Genomic DNA, 22723 nt, shown 5'->3' on the forward strand with positions numbered 1-22723 from the left:
ACGGGCGTTTCGGAAAGAATGCAGTTTGAGGCTAAAAATAAGGAACAGACAATTGTTTACAACAGTATAAATCATATTCCAAAAATCCCCCTTGATGGTGATAAGATGGAGCAGGTGCTTATAAATATTGTTTCCAATGCATTTATTTTGCCGTCTTTTTCCAAATCATCGTAACTGCTACCTGCACTAATTAGGAAGTTTGTATGGACCATTGTCTTCATTGATGCAGATTTACCGTCATCATAATCATATTTAAATCCCTTTGTAAATACTCTTGCAAAATAACCCACCAATTTTGAAGGTGCATCCATCCAAAATAACGGAAATATGAATGTCAATACATCTGCATTATTAATTCTTTCCTGTTCAAGAAGCACATCTTCAGCTAAAGGACATGGAATATTATTATTTTCTCTTAAATATTCCTCTTCAGTAATATCTGAATTAAAATTAGATCCATATAAATCTGTGATTGTGTATGAGATATTTATTTCTTCCAATCCATCAATATATCTCTGTTTAATGGTATTTGTGATTGATTTTTCACTAGGATGACAATATAATATAGCAATTTAGGAGTTCTATTTAACATATTATCCATTTAAAAAGTTATTAAAATAATTTTTGCCCGTATACTAACAAAATATTTAGTACTTTTAGCTCTCAAATTATACTATACAACTAAAAAGTATATATTTTTATTACTTTTATTTTTACCCCATATTTCATAAATTTTATCACTCATCCCATATAAAGAATAATAAATAATATAATAAGAATATTGCTGGAAATGATTATTACGAGATTGTTAATTTCATGAATAAATTGAATGAAAATTTTTATATCCCAAAATTAAAAGGAACACGTCTATATGTAAGGTTATCCGGTTCATTATGATCAAATTCACAATTGTCAAAATTGAAATCACCTTCCATGAAATTACATATAGCTCCCCCAGGATGATCTGCATGGTTATTGCACAATGATGATCTTTTTACAGTTAAATAACCTGAAAAGTTATATATTGCACCACCTTTTTCCGCAGTGTTTTTGTTAAGAGTAGATTCAAGTGTTGTTAATCTAGCATAGAGGTTACTTATTGCACCGCCCGTACTTCGTGATTTGTTATTGTTTAAAGTAGATTCCAACACATTCAATGAGCCTCCTTTAACAAATAGCGCTCCACCATCCCCTTTTGAATTGTTATAATTAAAACTAGAATTAGATACTTCAAAATCTCCACTGATATTGGCTATTGCTCCGCCACTACCTTTCAGAGATGAATTATTATCAAATGTAGATTTGGATATGTTCATTTTCCCACAATAATTATATATTGCTCCACCATACTCAGTTGCCACATTATCAGATATCCAAGATTCTTTTAGAATCAAATCCCCACCATAATTGCATATTACACCACCGGCACTGGATGAAACATTATCTATGAATTTACAATTTTCAATTGTTATTTTTGCATTATGGGTGATAATTATTGCACCTCCACTGCTATTTAGTGGAATATCATAGTTCTTATATGAACATCCATTCTTAAATATAATGTTTTTAAGTTTGATGTTTTTTCCAGTAACTATAAAAAAGCGTGATTTGCCGGCACCGTCAATAGTTTTGCCGTTTCCGTTGATAATTAAATTATCGATGTCCAGTTCAATTCCACCTTCATAAAAATCAATTTCATAATTTTCAAAACATATGTCTTCTTCTAGAATGATTTCTTTGCTTGAACTTTCATGAATTTTATTATCCAAATATTCAAAATTAAATTTTTCATTAAACTTTGTTAATCCTACTGTCTCAACAGTACCGCTTCCATAAATTTTACTTTCAAAATCTTCGGATGCTTTTCTTATAAGCACATATCCTTCATTTAATATCGTTTTGCCGTTATCTTTTATATTAGGATTAATTAAAGTTAAATTGCTTTGATTGATAATATTTTTTGAATTGGAATATAAAATATTGTTTTTAAAGCTGGTTTTTTCAATATTGCATGAATTTCCACAATTTCTGATTACGGATTTTTCAATATCATTTTCACTGAATTCCCCATTGAAAATTCTTAAATAAGACTCATGACCATCATTGAATATTATTTCTCCAGATTTATTTCCATTAAAAGCAGACCCGTAAATTTGAAAAAAATCATTGTTAATAATAATGTTGTTTAAAGATTTGTTCTTTGAAATTTTACAATCAGAAATCTTGAAATTTCTAGAAGTATGTTCTATTATCCCCCCATTATCTGCAATGTTTCCCTTAATCAGAGATTTTGAAATGTGCATCTCCCCTTGATTATATATGCAACCCACATATTTTGCCTTGTTTTCATTTAGTGTAGACCCTGATATTTTCACGGCAACCGACTTATTGTAAATTGCCCCATAACTGTTTGCACTGTTATTGTTTATTTCAGAATCTGTTATTGTTAAACTACTATTATTAGTGTCAATCGCCATTAAAGTTAATATGTTTACTGATTTCTCATACTCACTGTGTATTGCTCCACCATGACCTGCTGTGTTTTCATTGAGTTTGGATTTCTGTATTGTTAATGAAGTATTATAACTTTTTATAGCTCCACCTTCATTTGCAATATTTCTGTTTATCGTTGATTCACTAATTATTATCTCACCGTTTTCACTATATATTGTTCCACCAGTCTTGGACTTGTTTTCAGTGAGGATTGAATTTATTATTTCTAGCTTACCATAATGGTTATATATTGCCCCACCACTTTTGGCAGTATTGTCCTTGAGAACGGAATCTATTAATGTCAAATGACCTCCATCCATGTATATTGCGCCCCCAAGTCTTGCATTGTTCTTACTGAATGTTGAGTTAATTACTGTTACATCACCCTTTACCCACATTACTCCTGCATCATATTTTGTAAATCCACCATTTGTGAATTTAATATTCTTTAGGAGGATATTTTCTCCTTCACATACGAACATTCGTGTTTTGCCACATACATCAATTTTATGACCATTACCATCTATAACTAGGTCATCAACATCCAATTTAATTCCAAAATAATACTCAGATTCTTCAACATCTTCTAGAACAATATCAGAGTCTAAAACTATTTCTTTTACTCCACTATGAATTAAATCATCTAAATATTTAAAGTTTCTAATATTATCAGTAAATGTTGATTTATCAAATACTTCATCATTTATTAAATTATCTCCAGAGTTTTGAGGTTGAATTTCTTTTTCATTAAAGCTTTCATCAACAATTGAAATTTCTCCATGATACAATTTTAAAGCTTCCAAAATTAATGTCTCAAATTCCTCTTCAGGGTTGGGATATGCGGACACACATTTAGATGCCTTTAAATAATATTCCTTATTTTCATTAGGTAATGAATTATCAATATTAAATAAAAGAATATGTTTATTATAAGAAACCGCCAAATCAATTTCATTATTTACATATTTAGACTTTTGTGAATATTGTGAAAAAACTAAAACAACAATTTTTGTTGATTTAATTGCATCCACAATCTCATCAACATAACTTCCGCCTGAAATAATATCACGTGGTGCAATCCAACATTTAAGATTATTTTGCTCCAAAACATGACAAATCATATTAGCAATTTCACTATCTTTAGTAGAATAACTTATAAAAACATCATGTTTCGAAATACTACTTTTAGAATCTTGAGATCCAACATCTTCCTTTTTAGAACTAAATACCTTTTTAACTTTATCCAAGAACCCCATCATGAACACCAGCAATATATAATATTACCTATATGATTACTATTAATTAAATTTATTCATAGAAGTGATTGCTTCAATCATTCAATTAAATAAAATCAAATGGTTTTGCTTTAATTTTCTCAAACTATTTTTATTAGAGTATATGTTGAGATGCATTAATTTTTTCAAATTATGTTAACAAATTTTACTTAAGACAATATACCAAAAAATACTATACAAAATATAAGCACTCAACTAAAAACGATCAAAACAGCCTTTAAAAATAATTATTTAAAAAACTCTTTTTATAAAAATAAGAATAAAAAATCATCAATTAAAGTATACAATGACCAACATTACATTAAAATAATTAAAAATAATTATAGAAGCATAATAAAAGATATAAACTCCAAAAATCATTGTAAAATTTTGTTGCCCGTATACTAACAAAATATAAGCACCTACTCAAAAACGGCAAAGTAAACTCAAAAATAAAAACACTATTTTTTTTAGGCTTATTGTGTTATCAAAAAAATTTTGACAGTAGGGTGATGTTCAATTTTTCTAAAGAGGGCATTAATAGAAAAGTAGTTAGATGATTCCATGAATCATCCTTAAAGCATCTAAAAGACCGTGGCTGTATTCAATACAACCGAATGCAGTTCTCATGTCCTCTTTTTCAAGGTAATATTTTGAATCATTCCAGTAGTCAACAGCCCTGTCATAGACTTCCTTTTCCTTTCCGACAAACTCAATATGCGCAACCTGATTTAAATTCCTTTCAAGTTTTGCAATGTCTTTTGCTATTTTTTCAGGACTTTCCAGTTCACTCATCTTAATTGCCTCCATACATGTACGATTCTTTGCCCAACGGTAAAGTATGATAAAATCACTAAAATGTAAATTATATATGTAAAGTAAATATCGCCTGCAAAGTATCCGATAATTGCTCCAACCATTAAAATAATCATACGAACTGCCCTTTCAGCTATTCCTATATTGCAGTCAACGCCCTGTGATTCGGCTCTTGCTCTTACATAACTTACAGTTATTGCGGAGTGTATTGCCAGAACGCCGACAAACCAGTCGCAGTATCCTCCGAATATTATTCCGATATATATTATCGCATCTGCAAATCTGTCCATTGTTGAGTCGAGAAATGCGCCGAATTTGGATGATCTTCCATGGAATCTTGCAACTGCACCGTCAACAACATCCAGAAAACCTGAAAGAAGTATTGCAACACATCCCAAAATAAGCATATGATTTGCAAAGCCGTAAGCTGCAAGTACCGCAACGAACGGTGAGATGACTGTCACTATATTCGGATTGATGTTTAAATTCTTCGCTAAAGGATTCAATATTTTTGTTAATAATGGTCTTAGAGATTGAAGCATAATTATATATAAATTTTTATCTAATATAATTGTTAGGTAATGAAAAATGAAAATATTGAAAACCAGCATTGATGATTTTGATGAAGGCATAATTGATGAAGCTGTCGAAGTATTGGCCAATGGAGGGGTTATATTGTATCCTACCGACACTGTCTATGGTTTGGGAGCCAATATCTTTGACAAGCAAGCCGTAAAAAGGGTTTTTGAATTAAAAAACAGAAGTTTTTTAAAGCCTCTTTCAATACTGGTTTCAAATACAAGGGCAATTGATGTTGTTGCCGATGTTACCGTAAGGCAAAAGGAAATCATCGCATCCCATCTTCCGGGACCATACACATTTATTTTAAACAGAAACACTATAGTCCCAAGGTCTGTCACCGGCGGTTCAAGACTTGTGGGTGTGAGGGTTCCGAATTGTGAAATCGCATGCAGATTAGCCAGCATTTTTCCGATTACAACAACAAGCGCAAACATCTCCGATGAGGAGGTTCTCCCGACACCTGGTGAAATTCTTGAACAGTTGAATCAGGATGTGGATTTGGTTATTGATGTCGGAAAGCTTGATACAAATCATGCTTCAAAAATAGTTGACCTTACAAAGGTAGTTCCAAAAATAATAAGAAAATAGAGATTGAATGACAATCTCTTTAAAAATTATCTTCTTCTCATAACCACAGCAACGACTGCAATGATTATAACGACAATCGCAAGCAGAACTATAGGATTTCCGGCAGCTTTCATTATGGTGTGCTGGAGTGTAGCGTTTTGCGGTGTGTCATTTTTTGTAATTACTTTGGTATTGTTTTTCTTTATTATTGTTGTATTTGTCTCATTGATAATGACGATATTTGTTTTGTTTGTAATTGTCTTGTTGGTTTCACTGGTTTGTTTATCGTCGCTTTGAGGTGTTGTTTTGTTTGCATCATCGGTTTCGTTTGGAATGACCTCTTCAGGAGTGGTGTTTTTGTTGGTATCGTTTTGAATAACTTCATCAGTAGCGTTGTCTGTTCCGTTATCGGATACTGTGTCTTCAGGAATTATTGTCTGTAAAGACACTTTATATGCGATACAATCCGGCTTGCCGTCTTGTGATGATTTCAAAAGCTCAAAGTCAAATGTGGCCTCAGTTGAATTGCTGATGTTTACAACAACATGGTCTCCAACCTGTTCACTGGATCCCAATACATTTTCAGCAACTGAATCTCCTGAATCCTTAGCGAGTACTTTTTGGATAACGTTTCCCATGTCATTTTCTTTGTTTTGTTTATAGCATTCTATTATTGCCAGTTTCACGTCGTTTTCATTGCTTGTTGTACTTTGGGATGTGAACTTGTCTGTACTGTCAACCGTTTTGGTTGCATCCAAACAGAATCCCATAAATCCGTCACTGAACGCAATTTCATGGCCATTGATGGAATTAACAGTAATAAAATTGGCCAAATCTTCAATCTCGTTAGTTTCAATGGTCTCATTGTCTGTGCCGTTATCTGCTGAAACTAGGCTCAGGCAGCTGACTGTGATGATTAAAACTATCAATATGGGGATTATTTTTTTCATCATATTAAAGGCTCCTTTTAAGTTAGTTGATAATATGGATATTTTTACTTAATAACTATTTTGTTAAATATATAACATATGAAAATCAATATTTACTCATGAAAGTATTAGCCAACTTTGAAGATAATCATAAGATTTCATCAAACTCTTCACTGGATGCTCTTTTAAAGGGAGGATTTGAAAAGGGTGTGATTACTCAGATATTCGGACCGCCTAGCTCCGGCAAGAGTAATATAACATTGGCATTGGCTGTAAATGTTGCAAAAACAGACAAGAAAGCCATGTATATTGACACTGAAGGTGGAATCTCAATCGACAGAATCAAGCAGATTTCCGGCAATGATTTTCAAAGGGTGGCCAATAACATAATTGTTTTTGAACCTACTAATTTTTTAGAACAGAACGACACTTTAAAGGCAATTGAAGTGTGGCTTCGAAAAAACCACGATGATGTGGATTTGATTGTTCTTGACTCTGCAGTCGCCCTCTACAGGGTAGATGACATGAAGTCATCCAAGCTCAACAAGGAGTTGGGTAAGCAGATGGGAATACTGTCCAAAATCGCCAGAAAATATGATGTTGCTGTTGTCCTTACAAACCAGATTTACAATGCGTTTGACGATGAGGGAAACAATGACATACGGGCGGTTGGTGGAACTATCCTGCAGTATTGGAGCAAAGTAATAATCCAGTTGGAACGTAGTGATGAGCTTAATAAGCGTGTTGCAACATTGATACGGCACAGAAGCATTCCAGAAGGCAATCAGGCCGTTTTTTCAATCACTTCTCGTGGAATTATTTAAGTTAATTTTATTAATTATTAATAATATATATTTATTTTGGAATTGTTGGTGGTATAATGAGAGAAAAGGATTTTGATATAAAAAACCCAAGAAAAAAATTTAAAAAGACTGAACGGGTTCCTCCGGAAGGTTATGATAATTCTAATGACTTTTTCGAGGACATGTACATGGATGAAGACATGATTTGGATGGGTCAAAATACAAATCATCTGCATGATGACTCAATAGCTGATGCGATGATTGATGCCATTCGCCAGAAGACCTTCTGCAGATATCCTGCTCCTGAAGGATTTTCCGAACTCAAACAATTGATTTTGGATGATTTGGACTTGAAAGACTTGGAAGTTCTTTTGACATCTGGTGCAACCGAATCATTATATCTGGTCATGCAGGCATTGCTCGAACCGGAAGACAACGTTATCCTATCAGATCCTGGATATTTCATTATAGGTGACTTTGCAAGCAGATTTGCTGATGAAGCAAGGTATGTTCCAATTTATTCTGAAGAAAACGGATATAAACTGACTCCAAAATTGCTCAGGGAAAACATGGATGAAAACACCCGTATGGTAATTTTGATTGATCCGTTAAACCCGTTAGGTTCATCATACACTGAAGATGAGCTTAAGGAATTTGCCGAAATCGCAAAGGAAAACGATTTATACTTATTGCATGACATTACATACAAGGATTTCGCACGAGAACATTTCCTTGTTGAAAACTATGCTCCTGGCCAGACTTTGACAATATACAGTTTCTCAAAAATATTCGGTATGGCAGGATTGAGAATCGGTGGGGTTATCTCATCAAAACCGATTATCGACGCCATCAAAAATGCTGTTGTAAACGACCTTGGAGTAAACATAATCTCCCAATATGGAGCAATCGCAGGTCTCAAATCCAAAGACAAATGGTATGCTCAGATGAGAGAAACCTGCTTTGAAAACCAAAGGCTGATTAAGGAAATGGTTGATTCTATTGAAGGTGTGTTCCTGCCTGTCTATCCGTCAGATGCAAACATGATGGTAATCGATTTGTCAGGTGCAGGAATCAACCCTAAGGTAATGTCAAATTATCTTATTGACAAAAAGCTATTCACAAGGGAAGGGGAATACACTTCTGAAGAATTCGGAGACAGATATTTACGTATAAGTTTCTCAATTCCAACAGAAGAAATCAAAGTATTCTGCGAAGAATTCCCTAAGGCCGTTGAAGCCTTAAGAACAAAATAGGTTGCTATGAGATTCAGATATCATCAACCTGTTCCAAATTTTTACACACACGAAAACCCTCACCATCCAAAAACCGCCATCACAGACGATTTTTTAAATGAATTTAACGATTATGCCATCAATCTTGATTTTGTCGGAGTGAGCTATTCCAAACTGAGTGATGATTTTAAGGACGAATGGGACATTGACTGGGACAACATAATAATCCTGAAGTATTGCATGTCTGATGAAATCCTAAAAATGGAGCCTTCCAAAGAAAAATGCCGTCTGGAAGATGCTGAATTTCAAGAATTCGGCCATAAGACATTTGAGCTTGCAGACCTTTTAAGGAAAAACGGATTTAGGGCTGATTTGATTAATCCGTTGGATGACCGTGTCAGCTTAAGGTCAATTGCAATGCAGTCAAATGAGGCGGTCATAACCAGAAGCAACATGTGCATGTTCAAGGAAGGTTTGAATTTAGGGTTGTTTATGATTCAAACATCAGTCGAAAATCTGCCTTTCAAGGAGGAAAATGAGCTTGAATGGGTAGCTGATTACTGCTCAACATGCGGGGTATGCATTGACAGGTGTCCTGAAAAGGCATTCGATGAAAACGAAATGGTCATAAGAAAGGCATGCACCGCCCACCGTGAAGGATGCAGCAACTGCATAAATTTCTGTCCGTTTTATAAAAGAGGTTATGAAAAAGTTAAAAAAAGATATATGAGGATGAAAAAATGAATGATAAAATCGCATTAGTTTCATGCAGCGGATTAAGTCCGTTAGGCATGGTTGTAAGAGCTGCTAGTGTTGAATTAGCACTTGAAAATGATAATATTGTAGCGGCATGCATTACTGAATATTCAGCACAGCCAAACAACTGTTCACCTATTCTGGATGATGCAAAGATAGTTACTATTACTGGATGTGGCGATGACTGTGCATCTGTCATTTTAAATGACAAGGATGTTGATGTGGTTAAAAACATCTCTGCGGATGCAGTTGTAAAGACTTACGATTTGAATCCTTTGGATGCTGTTCGTCTTGATGATGACGGTGAAAAGGCAGTAAGTGTATTAAAAAAATATATTTTAAAAGAACTTGAGAATATTTAACATTATTGTGCAAGAATTCTTCGGCTTCTTTAAGCCGGAGAGGTTCAAGTTCTTTCATTCAATTTTAAAAAAATAAAAAAGGAGATTTAATCTGAAAGATAATAGTATTCTCCTTTCTCTTTCTGTTCACGGTCTTTGTAACTGTCGAGTTTGTTAACCCTTGGCCTTTTTGTTTCCTTGTCTCTTCTGAATGTGATGTTGAGGTTTCCTAAAAATTCATTCATCGCATTTCTCAAATCAGTAGGTTTTGATGCATGGCCGTTTAAACCAGGTGTTCCATCAAATACCATTGCTCTGTCTGAAATGTAGTCAATAAAGACAATATCGTGGTCAACAATAAGTGAAGCGGCATTTCTGCTTTCAACAAGTTTTCTGATAACTCTTGCGGCAACAAGCCTTTGCTCAACATCCAGAAATGCTGTAGGTTCATCGAAAAGATATATTTCAGCATCCTTTGCAAGTGTTGCTGCAATTGCGAGTCTTTGAAGTTCCCCTCCACTTAGGCCTTTGACCGGTTTGTCAAGCAGTTCGTTCAGGCTTAAAGGGTTCATGATTTCGCTTTCAAAGATTTTAGATCCGAAACTTGGTGCGTTCATGTATAAGAAATCACTTACGCTTCCTTCAAAGTTTGTAACGATATACTGTGGTTTGTAGGCAATTGTTACTTCCTCATCAACTTCACCTGAAGTTGGTTCTTCCACTCCTGCAAGCATTTTGGCGAATGTAGTTTTACCGATACCGTTTGAACCGAATGCGGTCACTATTTCATCGTAAAATATTTCTCCTTCATCAGCAGTCAGCTTGAATCCGTCATAGTCTTTGCTTAAGTCGGAATAACTTGCAATTGCATCCCCTTCATCTTCGGGAGTCGGGGGCCTGATTGTAAATTCAATCGGATTTCTTCTGATTCTTACATTTTCTTCTGCTAAAAATCCTTTGATGTATGCATTAATACCTAATCTAACTCCTTTTCTTCCGGACACTACACCGTATCCTCCTGGGGTACCGTACAGGATATGGATATTGTCGGAAAGTGCGTCTAAAGTAGCGAGGTCGTGCTCAATAACGAGAACGCTTTTGCCTTCTTCGGCAAGTGAACGGATAACTTTAACGGCATTTAACCTTTGTGATACGTCAAGCCAGGAAGTGGGTTCGTCGAAGTAGTAGAAATCACCTTCTCTTAATACTGTTGCGGCTATTGCAACTCTTTGAAGTTCTCCACCACTGAGGTTTTCCATTTTCCTGTCAAGAACGTTTTCAAGCTGAAGCTCTTTTGTGACATAGTCAAGCTTGTCCCTTTCATTAACGTTTGAAAGCAAATCCTTAACTTTTCCTTTAACGACTTTCGGAAGCTGGTCAACCATCTGAGGTTTCAGAATGGTTTTGATGTTTCCTTCTGACAGGTCCTGGAAGTATTTCTGAAGTGCTGATCCTTTGTAGTAGTCAATCACTGCATCCCAGTTTTCAGGCTTGTTTTCATAGTCGCCAAAGTTAGGTATCAGATTTCCTGATAAAATATTCATTATTGTGGATTTTCCGATACCGTTCTGACCTAGAAGACCTAAAACGGTTCCCTCTTCAAGGGTTGGAAGGCCAAACAGTTCAAACTGGTTTTGGCCAAACCTGTGGATAGGTTCTCCTGCAGCTTCAGGCAGGTTGATAATTGTAATAGCATCAAACGGACAGCGGTTGGTACAGATACCGCATCCTTCACATAATTCTTCTGATATCAACGGTTTTTTTGTATCTTCATCGATTACTATGGTGTCCTCGTCCATTCTGACGCCGGGACAGTAATGTATGCAAAGATAATCACATTTTTTAGGTTGACATCGGTCTTTGTCTAAAATTGAAATACGAGTCATTATAATCTCCTTAATATATAATCATTAATAATTATATTAATACTATTTAATTAAACTATTGCAAATTTGATAGTTAAACTTTTTAAAGAGGTAATTAAATATTTATTAATGATAAGATGAAACAGGTAATGATTGTCAGAACAGATTTAAAAATGAAAAAAGGAAAAATCGCCGCTCAGTGCTGTCACGGATCCATTGGCGCATACAAAAAATCCCCTAAAGAAAAGATTAGAAAATGGGAAAATGAAGCTTATGCAAAGGTTGTTTTAAAGGTTCAGACTTTGGAGGAGCTGACTGCACTGAAAAAGCTGGCTGATGAAAAGGGCATTGCCAACTATTTGGTAGTTGATGCAGGACGTACTCAGATACCTACATCAAGCGTTACAGTTTTGGCACTGGGTCCTGATGAGGATGAAATAATCGATGAAGTGACTGGAGATTTGAAACTTTTATAGACAACTGTCATTTTAATCGAGGCTATTTTTAACTAAATGCGGTAGATATTATGAGCATAAAACAGGTTGTAAAAATTGGAGGAAGTCTGTTTCCAAAACATGCAATTGAACTTGCAGAAAAACTGAAAAATACTAATTCGGTAATCATTCTGGGTGGTGGAGAGTTTGCAAATCTTATTAGAAAATATGATGAAGCGGAAAACTTTTCTGATGAAACCAACCACTGGACAGCCATCGACTGCATGGATATAATTGCAAAGCTTGTGGCGGATAAGGTAGACTCCGCCAGACTTGCCTATTCCATTGATGAGGTTAATGAAATATCTGATGAAGATTTCACTCCAATATTTGTGGTTTCGGACTTTTTGAAAACTGAAGACCCATTTGAATGCTCATGGGATGTAACATCAGACTCAATTGCAGCATATGTCGCACACCTTCTAAATGCAAACCTTTTAATAGTAACAAATGTAAATGGTATATATACCCAAGAACCGAAAGAGCCAGGTTCAACATTCATAAGTAAAATCGATGCAAAAACTTTACTAACTTTTCAGGAGTCGTCGATTGATGTAATGTTACCGTCTCTTTTATTAGAGTTTGGGACTGATTGTTATGTTGTGAACGGAAAATATCCCGAAAGGGTTTTATCTCTTATAGATGATGCTATAACTGATTATAATTTCGATTACACACAAATAATAGGTGATTAAAAATGAAACCAGTAGAATGTATTTCATGTAAACAAGAAATTCCATTAACTGGACCATTTGTAGAATTCGAATGTCCAGAATGTGGAAAAATTATATCAAGATGTGAAAAATGCCGTACTTTCGGTCATGCTTACAAATGCGAATGCGGATTTGAAGGACCATAAATTTAAAATGGAGGAATGAAAATGGGTGAAGTATTAACAACTATGAAAATCATGCCAGACAGTCCTGATGTAGATTTAGAAGCTATCAAAGCAACTATCAAAGATTCAATGCCAGAAGGCGCTGAACTCCATGATATGAAAGAAGAACCAATTGCTTTTGGTTTAGTGGCTATTATCTTAAGCTTCATCACTGATGACGGTGAAGGCGGATCAGAACCTGTTGAAAACATGGTTTCCGAAATCGAAGGCGTAGCCAGTATCGAAATTACTGGTGTCGGAAGATTAATGTAAATCTCTTTGGGATTTATCATTTCTTTTTTTATTTTTTTTAGTATTGTATTTTATTTCTGTTTTTTTTTTAATTTTGTAAATAACTGGTTTAAGTAATTCTAGCGAGATTCTATTTAAACCCTGATTTTTGTTTTGGGATATTCCATTATATTTTCTATTGGATTTAAATCAAAAATTCAAGATATGATTTTAAAATAGCTGTGTTATGGTGTGGTTAAAAAATCAGCCGAGCAACTAATATTGAATTAAAATATCATTGGTTTATTTTATTTTTTTTGAAAAGTTTACAGTATTTCCTAATAAATTAATTATTTTGAAATGTTTATATTTTTTAGTATATCATTTAGTTCACATAATTATAAATATGTATTTAAACATAATATATTCGTTTAACTTTAATCGATAAAGAGGAATGATTTTTTTGATAGGGAAAAAGAAAATCCTGATATTTGCAATCTTGCTGATATGTCTATCGGCTGTTGGCTTTGCAAGTGCAGCCGACAACACTGCAGACGCTGTAGGTGCTGAAGACACGTCAGAGAATGCAATTAGCACGGATGAAAACGAAAATGTAATTTTGGAAGACGAATATGATGAAAAATTATCGAAACGTGATTATGACCCCAATGCGGCTCCGCTGTCTGAATTTAGGAGCTATATTGTAAACAATCAGAATTCAGTTATTAATTTAACTCGTGATTATGAATTTAAGGCGGAAGACGGTGATAGTTTTGAGGTGATTGAACTTAATCGTGATGTGACTATTGACGGACAGGGACACTATGTTAATGGCCATCACTCTTCTTCTCCTATGTTAAGAGTAGCTGAGGGAAAAAATGTTGTAGTCAAAAATTTGACAATTAATACTTTTAATGGTCCGACAGTTACTGGAGGTACTTATATAAACTGTAAGTTTATATTATGTGCAAGTGATAATAATGCTGCAGTTTATAAAGGCACAGCAATAAACTGTCTTTTCGAAGAATGTCTTAGTTATGGTAACAATGCTGGTGGTGCTGCGATGCGAGAAGGTCGTGCTATAAATTGTACATTTAATGGAAATACCGCAACGTATGGTGGAGCAATTTCTAGAAGTTATGCTGAAAACTGTACATTCTACAATAATAAAGCATCCCATGGCGGTGACACAGATCTTGTTGCCAAAGGTGGTGCAGCATATGAGAGTACCTGTTATAACTGTTATTTTAAAGATAATTGGGTTACTAATCAAGGAGGAGCAGGTTATAAGGGAACTTATGTCAATTGTACATTCGAAGGCAATCATATTAAGGGATCAGGTGATGGTCTTACACTCTATGAAGGAGAAGCAATTTTTTGTACATTCGACAATAAGGATAAAAATTACCGCACTTCAGTTTATGAGAAAATGATAATAAATGCGGATGATTTTACCTGCAAATATAATTCAAGCAGCGCATTTCCTTACAAATTAACTGCTGGAAGCATTGAATTTAAAGATGTAAACATGACCTTCCATGTGGAAAAGGCTGAAGACGGAGTATGGCATGACTTATACGAGTTCAATATTTTATCAGGTCAAAAATGGATTGTGAATTTGACACCTGGCAATTATAGGGTGAAAATAAACTGTATTGATTATCCGGCCGATGAAGTTACTGTAATAATAACCGTGACTAAAATGGGAACCTCAATCACATTGGACAACAATAACATTTCCATGTTTTGCAAAGGCGATAATGAACTGATAATTACATTAAACGACGATGAAAACAGACCAGTTGCCAACCGAACAGTAATCTTCGATTTCAAAGGCAAACTGATGGCGAATGTAACTGATGAGAATGGTATGATAAGAGTTGCTTTAAACGATCTGGTTCCGAGAACATACAATATAGACATCACATTTGACGGCGATGATACATATTCCAAATCAGCTGCCAAGGCCACTGTTACTGTGAGTAAAATTCCAACCATGATTATTGGAGTACCTGCAATTACAGTCAACTACAACAATTCATACTATAAGATACCGATAGGCGTTTTAGACTACTTGAACAGACCTGTAAGCAATGTCCCATTAACAGTTGAATTAAACGGAATCAAAAAGGATTATGTCACTGATGAAAACGGTAACGTATTTGTGCCGACACTGGGACTCACACCGGGCACATATTCTGCACTTTTCTCTTTAAATAATAAAATCTATGCAGATGCATATGCACAAACAATTGTGACCGTTACCAAGGTTGATGTCACAATTTCAGGAGGCATGACAAGAGCGTATAACCAGGAAGAAGATTCAAGAAGAAATTACATGGGAATTACATTGACAATTAATCCCAACGGTGATGCATATATGGGATTAAGGGATGCAGAGATTTCCGTTTCACTGAACGGAATTAATAGAAATTATACTACTGACATGAATGGTGTTGCATACGTATCCACCAACGGACTTGCGGCCGGAAGTTATTTTGCAAACGTGACCTACAAGGGAAACGAGTTTATCAGTGCAAAAAATTATCTTGCAGAAATCATAATCAACAAGGCGCAATCCCAAATCTATTGTGACAGTGACATCATGCATGTAAACTACGGTATTGAAGACTACTTCAACATTACCCTCAAAGGCGAAGACGGAAATCCGATTAAAGGTTCCAACATCGTTACTGTTGATTTGGATGGTGTTGCAAAAACTTACATCACAGATGAAAACGGTTTGCTTAAAATACCTACCCAGGACCTGTCAGTGAACTTTTATGGTGTTAACATCGCATTTAATGGAAATGAAAACTATACCGGTTCAAAAACTTACGCAAGAATTATAATTGACAAGGATGCAAGCGTGCTGTCTTCAGATAACCTGATTACAGTTTACGGCGAAACCGGAGAGCTGATTGTTAATTTAACCGGAAGTCAGGGAAGGCCTGTCAGCGGTGCGGATCTGACTGTTAATATGAATAACGTTAAAAAAAATTATGTAACAGATGAAAACGGCCAGATCAGGATTCCTGTTGAAGGATTGGCTGCTGGCAATTATACTGCAGACATTACCTTTAATGGCAATAACAATTATGAAAAAAGCAACCTGACTGCAAACATCACAGTCGATAAATGCGAACCTCATCTCTCATTTGATGAATATTCGACAAGGGCAGTATACGGTTATGAAAGCTTGTTTAATGTTACCTTAAAAGACGGAAACTACAATCCTGTTAAAGGAAATCATGTACTTATCGTTAATTTAAATGGTGTTAAAACTTATACAACAAACGAAAACGGTACACTCACCATATCCACTATAGATCTGCCTGCAAATGAGTATTATGTGGCAACCGTGACTTACGACGGAAACGAAAATTTCACCAACGCAACAAATTATCACAGAATCATAGTGGCCAAGCAACCTGTTGAACTGACTTCAGATAACATGATTATAACCTACAACAATGAGGGAAATTTAATTGTCACTCTTAAAAACAGTTTAGGAGAAATTTTAAGCAATTATACATTAACTGTTGATTTCAACGGCAAAAAAGATTATGTAACTGATGAAAACGGCCAAATAGAAATACCGGTCAGCGGACTGGCTGCAGGCAAGCATTCAGCAAACATCACTTTTGACGGCACTGACAATTATGAAGAATCAAGCCTGATTGCAAACATTACCGTCAACAAGGCCGAACCGATTATCGCATTCGACACCAATCTGATTAAAACAATATACGGCTTTGAAAACTCATTCAACGTAACATTAAAAGACAACAACTACAATCCGATTAAAGCAAACAACACAATCATCGCCGACTTTGACGGCATAATTGAAAATTACACAACCTATGAGAATGGCGTTGCAGTCATATACACTACCGATTTGCCTGTGGACTACTACTGGGTTGCCTTAAGCTTCAGCGGAGATGAAAACTACACCGAAACAACAAACTACATAAGAGTGATAGTTTACAAGCAGCCTACCGAACTTGTCTCAGACAATATAACCACAACATACAACAGCGGTGAAAATCTGGAAATAACCTTATTGGACGCTTTCGGAAAACCTTTAAGTGACGTTCCTGTAACTGTTAACTTCTACGGCGTTAAAACTTACACCACAGATGAAAACGGTACAATTGAAGTTCCAACAGCCGGTCTTGACCCTAGCGATTATCTGGTATTCATCAGCTACGCCGGAAATCAAAACTACAACCAGTCAAGTCTCATAGCTGCAATATCCATCATCAAGGACAATACCACAATGGACCTTAACTGGACAATTGTTGATAATGACGTGGATATCACTGTTGATGTTGATCCTAATGCAACAGGACTTGTCAAATTTGAAATCAGCGGTCCTGAAGAATATACTACCTATTCAGAAATCGTAAACGGAAAGGCAATTTCCCACAACGTGCTGGTTGAAGGGGAATACAGCATCACTGCAACTTATGTCGGAGATGTCTATTTCAATTCCAATAGCACCAGAGGCACATTTACAGTTAAAGGACACATCAAAAAGGACACACCAATAACTGCAGATGTTAATGTTGAAGGATATACTGTAACAATTACCACCAAGGTGGATTCCAATGCTACAGGAAATGTCACCGTAGATCTTTTAGGTCAGAAGTTCCTTGTTCCAATCAAAGACGGAAATGCTGTTTTCACATATGACTTAGTACCTGCAACATACAGTACCGAAATAACTTATCTGGGTGATAATGACTTTAATTCCAACTCCACTACTGTTTCATTTACCGTTACAGAGCAAGTTGTCGAGCTTAAAAACACTACAATTACTGTCGATGTCACTTCAGTTGAAAACGACGTAACTATGACTTCCAACATCAATCCTTTAGCAAGTGGTCTTATAGAATTCAATATTAATGGAAAAGTTGTTTATGTAGCAGTTATCAGTGGAAAAGCAGTTTATAATACCAATTTACCTGCTGGTGATTACAATGTTGCAGTAACTTACCTTGGTGATTCCAGATACAATGCCAACAGAACTTCCAAAGTATTCACTGTAACTGACCACATCAAAAAGAACACTACCATAACTTCTGATGTAGTTATTGACGGTTATGACGTGACTGTAACTGTTAACTTAGATACAAACACAACAGGATTTGTCGAATTCACATTAAACAACAATACCATATACACTAAAGTAACTGACGGCAAAGCAATATTCAATAGAATTTTACCAGTTGGAAATTACACATTGACAGCCAAATATCTTGGAGATGAAGACTTTAACATCAATGTAACTGATATTTCAATCAGCGTTGTCGAAATTCCACTCAATAACACTCCTATTGATGTAGATGTTGAAATATTCGAAAATAATGTAACCATAACCGCCTCAGTTGACCCTGCCGCAACAGGCCTTGTCAAATTCGAAGTCAGCGGTGCTGAAAATTACACATTGTATGCAGAAGTAAAAGACGGCAAAGCAGTACTTGAAGATGTTTTAACAGCCGGTGACTACACCGTTATAGCAACTTACATTGGTGATTCACAATTCTATTCCAATACAACCACAGAAACATTCACCGTTGTAGGCCATGTTAAAAACGATACCTCAATTGCTGCAATTTCTGTTGTTGATAATTATACTGTAACAATTACCACAACTGTTGATCCTGCTGCTACAGGTTATGTTACTCTCAGTGTTTTAAATCAAACTTTCATTGTTCCTGTAGACAACGGCAATGCTGTTTTCAAATATGATTTCTATCCTGGCACTTATAATGTCGATGTTGTCTATTTAGGTGATGCCAATTTCAATAATGCAACTACAGCCACTTCATTTACAGTTGTTGAAAAAACAGTTGACTTGAAAAACACAACAGTGGACGTTACTGTTGATGCCAATGAAAATGACGTAACAATTACTGCTACTGTTGATAGTGCTGCAAGCGGCCTTGTTGAATTCAATATTGATGGTAAAGCTGTTTATATTGCAGTTGCCAATGGTAAAGCAGTTTATAATGCTGATCTTGCTGCGGGTGATTACAATGTTGTAGTGACTTATCTTGGTGATTCCAGATTCAATGCCAACAGGACTTCCAAAGCATTTACTGTAACTGACCATATTAAAAAGAACACTACTATGACTTCTGATGTAGTTGTTGACGGTTATGATGTTACTGTAACTGTTAACTTAGACAGCAAAGCAACAGGATTTGTTGAATTCACATTAAACAACAACAGCATTTATGCTAAAGTAAATGACGGCAAAGCAATATTCAATACAATTTTACCAGTTGGAAATTACACATTAGCAGCCAAATATCTTGGAGATGAAGACTTTAACATCAACGTTACTGACATTCCAATCAGTGTTGGTGAAATTCCCCTTAATAATACTCAGATTACTGCTGATGTTTTAGTGAATGAAAACAACGTAACCATTACTGCTTCTGTTGACTCAGCTGCTACTGGCCTTGTCAAGTTTGAAGTTACTGGCGCTGAGGATTATACATTATACGCCGAAGTAATAGATGGTAAAGCAGTTCTTGAAGATATTTTAACTGTTGGTGATTATTCTGTTGTGGTAACTTATCTTGGAGATTCAAAATTCTATTCCAATACAACTACAGAAACATTTACTGTTGTAGGCCACATTAAAAATGACACTTCAATTTCTGCGGTTTCAAATGTTGATGGAAATACAGTAACTATTGTTACCAAAGTCGACAATAATGCAAGCGGCTATGTTACACTGGCGGTTTTAGGCCAAACCTTCATTGTTCCTATAAACAATGGCGAAGCAGTATTCATTTATGATTTCGAACCTGGAACTTACAGTACACTTGTCACTTACTTAGGTGATGATGATTTCAATAATGCATCCACTGTCACTTCATTTACTGTAATCAAACATGTTGTAGAACTGAAAAACACTACTATTTCTGTGGATATTGACTCTGTAGAAAATAATGTAACCATTGCAGCTAGCATAGATAGTGCTGCTAGCGGTCTTATTGAATTTAACATTGATGGTAAAGCTGTTTATATTGCTGTTAATAATGGTGTGGCAGTTTATGATGTTGTTTTACCTGCTGGCGATTACACAGTTGTTGCAACATACATGGGTGATTCCAAATTCAACTCAAACAAAACATCAAAAGCATTCACAGTAACCGACCACATCAAAAAGAACACTACAATAACTTCTGATGTTGTTGTAGACGGTTATGATGTAACTGTGACTGTTAACGTTGATGAAAATGCAACAGGATTTGTTAAATTCACATTAGGTGATAATGATGTATTTGCTGAAGTAAGTGATGGTAAAGCAGTAATGAATATGATGCTTCCAGCAGGAAATTACACTGTTTCTGCTGTATATCTTGGAGATGGGGACTTTAACGCAAATGCAACAGAAATTGAAATCAAAGTTAGTGAAATTCCACTCAATAACACACCTATTGAAGTGAATGTTGAAACATTTGAAAATAATGTAACCATTACTGCTTCAGTTGACCCTGCTGCTACAGGCCTTGTCAAATTCGAAGTCAACGGAGCTGAAAAATATCATCTATATGCGGACGTTGTTGATGGTAAGGCAGTTCTTGAAGATGTTTTAACAGCCGGTGACTACACTGTTGTAGCAACATATCTTGGAGACTCAAAATTCTATTCCAACACAACAACAGAAACATTCACCATTGTGGGCCACATTAAAAAGGACACTGCAATTTCTGCTGTTTCAACTGTTGATAATTATACCGTAACAATTACATCTTCAGTTGATCCTGCCGCTACCGGTTATGTTACAATCAGCGTTTTAGGCCAAACCTTCATTGTTCCTGTAAACAATGGTAAAGCAGTATTCACTTATGATTTCAATCCGAGCACTTATAATGCAGACGTAGTCTACTGGGGAGATGCTGATTTCAATAATGCAACTACAGCCACTTCATTTACAGTTGTTGAAAAAACAGTTGACTTGAAAAACACAACCGTAGATGTTACAGTTGATGCCAATGAAAATGATGTAACAATTACTGCTACTGTTGATAGTGCTGCAAGCGGCCTTATAGAATTCAATATTGAAAGTAAAGTTGTTTATATTGCAGTAGCTAATGGTAAAGCAGTTTACAGTACCAATTTACCTGCTGGTGATTACGCTGCAGTTGTAACTTACTTAGGTGATTCCAAATTCAATGCCAACAGAACCTCCAAAGCATTCACAGTAACCGACCACATCAAAAAGAACACAACAATGACATCAGATGTTGTAGTTGACGGTTATGACGTGACTGTAACAGTTAACATTAATAAAAACGCAACAGGATTTGTCGAATTCACACTAAACAACAACAGCATTTACGCTAAAGTAAATGACGGCAAAGCAATATTCAATACAATTTTACCAGTCGGAAATTACACATTGAAAGCTGCATATCTAGGAGATGAAGACTTTAATGCAAATGCAACAGAAATTGAAATCAAAGTTGGTGAAATTCCACTCAATAACACACCTATTGAAGTGAATGTTGAAACATTTGAAAATAATGTAACAATGACCGTTTCAGTTGATCCTACCGCTACTGGTTTTGTCAAGTTTGAAGTTACTGGAGTTGAGAATTATACATTATATGCTGAAGTAAAAGACGGAAAAGCAGTTCTTGAAGATGTTTTAACAGCTGGCGACTACTCTGTTGTAGCAACATATCTTGGAGATTCAAAATTCTATTCCAACACAACCACAGAAACATTCACTGTTGTCGGACATGTTAAAAAAGACACTTCCATCTCAGTGATTTCAACTGTTGATGGATATACAGTAACTATTGTTTCCAAAGTCGACAATAATGCAAGCGGCTACGTTACACTTGCTGTTTTAGGCCAAACCTTCATTGTTCCTGTAAACAAAGGTGAAGCAGTATTCAGCTATGACTTCGGACCTGGAACATACAGTGCAGTTGTAACTTATTTGGGTGATGAAAACTTCAACAATGCAACTACAACTACCTCATTTACTGTAATCAAACAGGTTGTGGAATTGAAAAACACAACCATAACTGTCGATGTTGACTCAATGGAAAATAATGTAACCATTACAGCAACCATAGACAGCGCTGCTAGCGGTCTTATTGAATTCGACATTGGTGGCAAAGCAGTTTACATTGCAGTAAATAACGGTAAAGCGGTTTATAATGTTATTTTACCTGCCGGAGATTATAATGTAGAAACAACCTACCTGGGAGATTCCAAATTCAACTCAAACAAAACATCAAAAGCATTCACAGTAACCGACCACATTAAAAAGAACACAACAGTAACACATGATGTTGTTGTAGACGGTTATGATGTAACTGTTACTGTTAACGTTGATGAAAACGCAACAGGATTTGTTAAATTCACATTAAACGGCAATAATATTTTTGCTGAAGTAATTGATGGTAAAGCTGTCATAAATATGATTCTT

Annotated in this window: 16 protein-coding genes; 10 read left to right on the forward strand and 6 right to left on the reverse strand. The window is 35.4% G+C overall.

What is annotated here, in order from left to right; all coding sequences use genetic code 11:
- Window positions 1-71: 71 nt before the first annotated feature.
- From ACKI2P_RS09590 to pgsA, 4 genes are all read right to left on the reverse strand, one after another.
- The gene (locus ACKI2P_RS09590; RefSeq protein ID WP_407377213.1) at window positions 72-572 is read right to left on the reverse strand and encodes an NAD(P)H-dependent oxidoreductase; all 501 of its coding nucleotides are present in this window, start codon (window positions 570-572) and stop codon (window positions 72-74) included.
- Window positions 573-839: 267 nt separating this feature from the next.
- Entirely contained in the window at window positions 840-3749 is a 2910-nt protein-coding gene (locus ACKI2P_RS09595) for a TIR domain-containing protein (RefSeq protein ID WP_407377199.1), read from the reverse strand.
- Window positions 3750-4319: 570 nt separating this feature from the next.
- Window positions 4320-4562, reverse strand: a complete 243-nt coding sequence (locus ACKI2P_RS09600; RefSeq protein WP_295001272.1) for a DUF357 domain-containing protein — start codon at window positions 4560-4562, stop codon at window positions 4320-4322.
- Window positions 4559-5125, reverse strand: a complete 567-nt coding sequence (pgsA, locus tag ACKI2P_RS09605; protein ID WP_407377200.1) for an archaetidylinositol phosphate synthase — start codon at window positions 5123-5125, stop codon at window positions 4559-4561. The genes ACKI2P_RS09600 and pgsA overlap by 4 nt, the downstream gene beginning before the upstream one ends.
- Window positions 5126-5171: 46 nt before the next feature.
- Between pgsA and ACKI2P_RS09610 the strand changes: the two genes are divergently transcribed.
- The gene (locus ACKI2P_RS09610) at window positions 5172-5753 is read left to right on the forward strand and encodes an L-threonylcarbamoyladenylate synthase (protein WP_407377201.1); all 582 of its coding nucleotides are present in this window, start codon (window positions 5172-5174) and stop codon (window positions 5751-5753) included.
- A 26-nt stretch (window positions 5754-5779) separates the two neighbouring features.
- Here the strand turns inward: ACKI2P_RS09610 and ACKI2P_RS09615 are convergent, their stop codons facing one another.
- Entirely contained in the window at window positions 5780-6685 is a 906-nt protein-coding gene (locus ACKI2P_RS09615) for a hypothetical protein (RefSeq protein WP_407377202.1), read from the reverse strand.
- A 95-nt stretch (window positions 6686-6780) separates the two neighbouring features.
- Between ACKI2P_RS09615 and radB the strand changes: the two genes are divergently transcribed.
- From radB to ACKI2P_RS09635, 4 genes are read left to right on the forward strand one after another with little or no spacing between them, the layout of a single operon-like run.
- Window positions 6781-7485: a DNA repair and recombination protein RadB gene (radB, locus tag ACKI2P_RS09620; protein WP_407377203.1), complete on the forward strand. Its 705-nt coding sequence runs from the start codon at window positions 6781-6783 to the stop codon at window positions 7483-7485.
- A gap of 56 nt (window positions 7486-7541) precedes the next feature.
- Window positions 7542-8717 (forward strand): pyridoxal phosphate-dependent aminotransferase, encoded by a 1176-nt coding sequence (locus tag ACKI2P_RS09625; protein ID WP_407377204.1) that lies wholly within the window; start codon window positions 7542-7544, stop codon window positions 8715-8717.
- Between the two features lie 6 nt (window positions 8718-8723).
- Complete coding sequence (locus ACKI2P_RS09630; RefSeq protein ID WP_407377205.1) at window positions 8724-9440, forward strand: ferredoxin; 717 nt, start codon at window positions 8724-8726, stop codon at window positions 9438-9440.
- The gene (locus ACKI2P_RS09635) at window positions 9437-9814 is read left to right on the forward strand and encodes a putative zinc-binding protein (RefSeq protein WP_407377206.1); all 378 of its coding nucleotides are present in this window, start codon (window positions 9437-9439) and stop codon (window positions 9812-9814) included. Before ACKI2P_RS09630 ends, ACKI2P_RS09635 begins: the two co-directional genes overlap by 4 nt.
- 86 nt (window positions 9815-9900) lie before the next feature.
- On the opposite strand, the gene ACKI2P_RS09640 is transcribed toward ACKI2P_RS09635, so the two are convergent.
- Window positions 9901-11679 (reverse strand): ribosome biogenesis/translation initiation ATPase RLI, encoded by a 1779-nt coding sequence (locus tag ACKI2P_RS09640; protein WP_407377207.1) that lies wholly within the window; start codon window positions 11677-11679, stop codon window positions 9901-9903.
- Between the two features lie 116 nt (window positions 11680-11795).
- Between ACKI2P_RS09640 and pth2 the strand changes: the two genes are divergently transcribed.
- From pth2 to ACKI2P_RS09665, 5 genes are all read left to right on the forward strand, one after another.
- On the forward strand, window positions 11796-12134 hold the full coding sequence (gene pth2 / locus ACKI2P_RS09645) for an aminoacyl-tRNA hydrolase (RefSeq protein WP_407377208.1): 339 nt from the start codon (window positions 11796-11798) through the stop codon (window positions 12132-12134).
- Window positions 12135-12184: 50 nt separating this feature from the next.
- Window positions 12185-12847, forward strand: coding sequence for a delta 1-pyrroline-5-carboxylate synthetase (locus ACKI2P_RS09650; RefSeq protein WP_407377209.1), 663 nt, complete (start codon window positions 12185-12187; stop codon window positions 12845-12847).
- A gap of 2 nt (window positions 12848-12849) precedes the next feature.
- A complete protein-coding gene (locus ACKI2P_RS09655) occupies window positions 12850-13011 on the forward strand; it encodes a zinc finger domain-containing protein (protein WP_407377210.1) in 162 nt (53 codons plus the stop codon).
- Between the two features lie 21 nt (window positions 13012-13032).
- Window positions 13033-13302, forward strand: coding sequence for an elongation factor 1-beta (locus ACKI2P_RS09660; RefSeq protein ID WP_407377211.1), 270 nt, complete (start codon window positions 13033-13035; stop codon window positions 13300-13302).
- 412 nt (window positions 13303-13714) lie between these two features.
- Window positions 13715-22723, forward strand: a 9009-nt coding sequence (locus ACKI2P_RS09665; RefSeq protein ID WP_407377212.1) for an Ig-like domain repeat protein, incomplete at its 3' end; no start/stop codon positions are given.

This window comes from Methanobrevibacter sp., assembly GCF_045541095.1.
GTDB lineage: Archaea > Methanobacteriota > Methanobacteria > Methanobacteriales > Methanobacteriaceae > Methanocatella.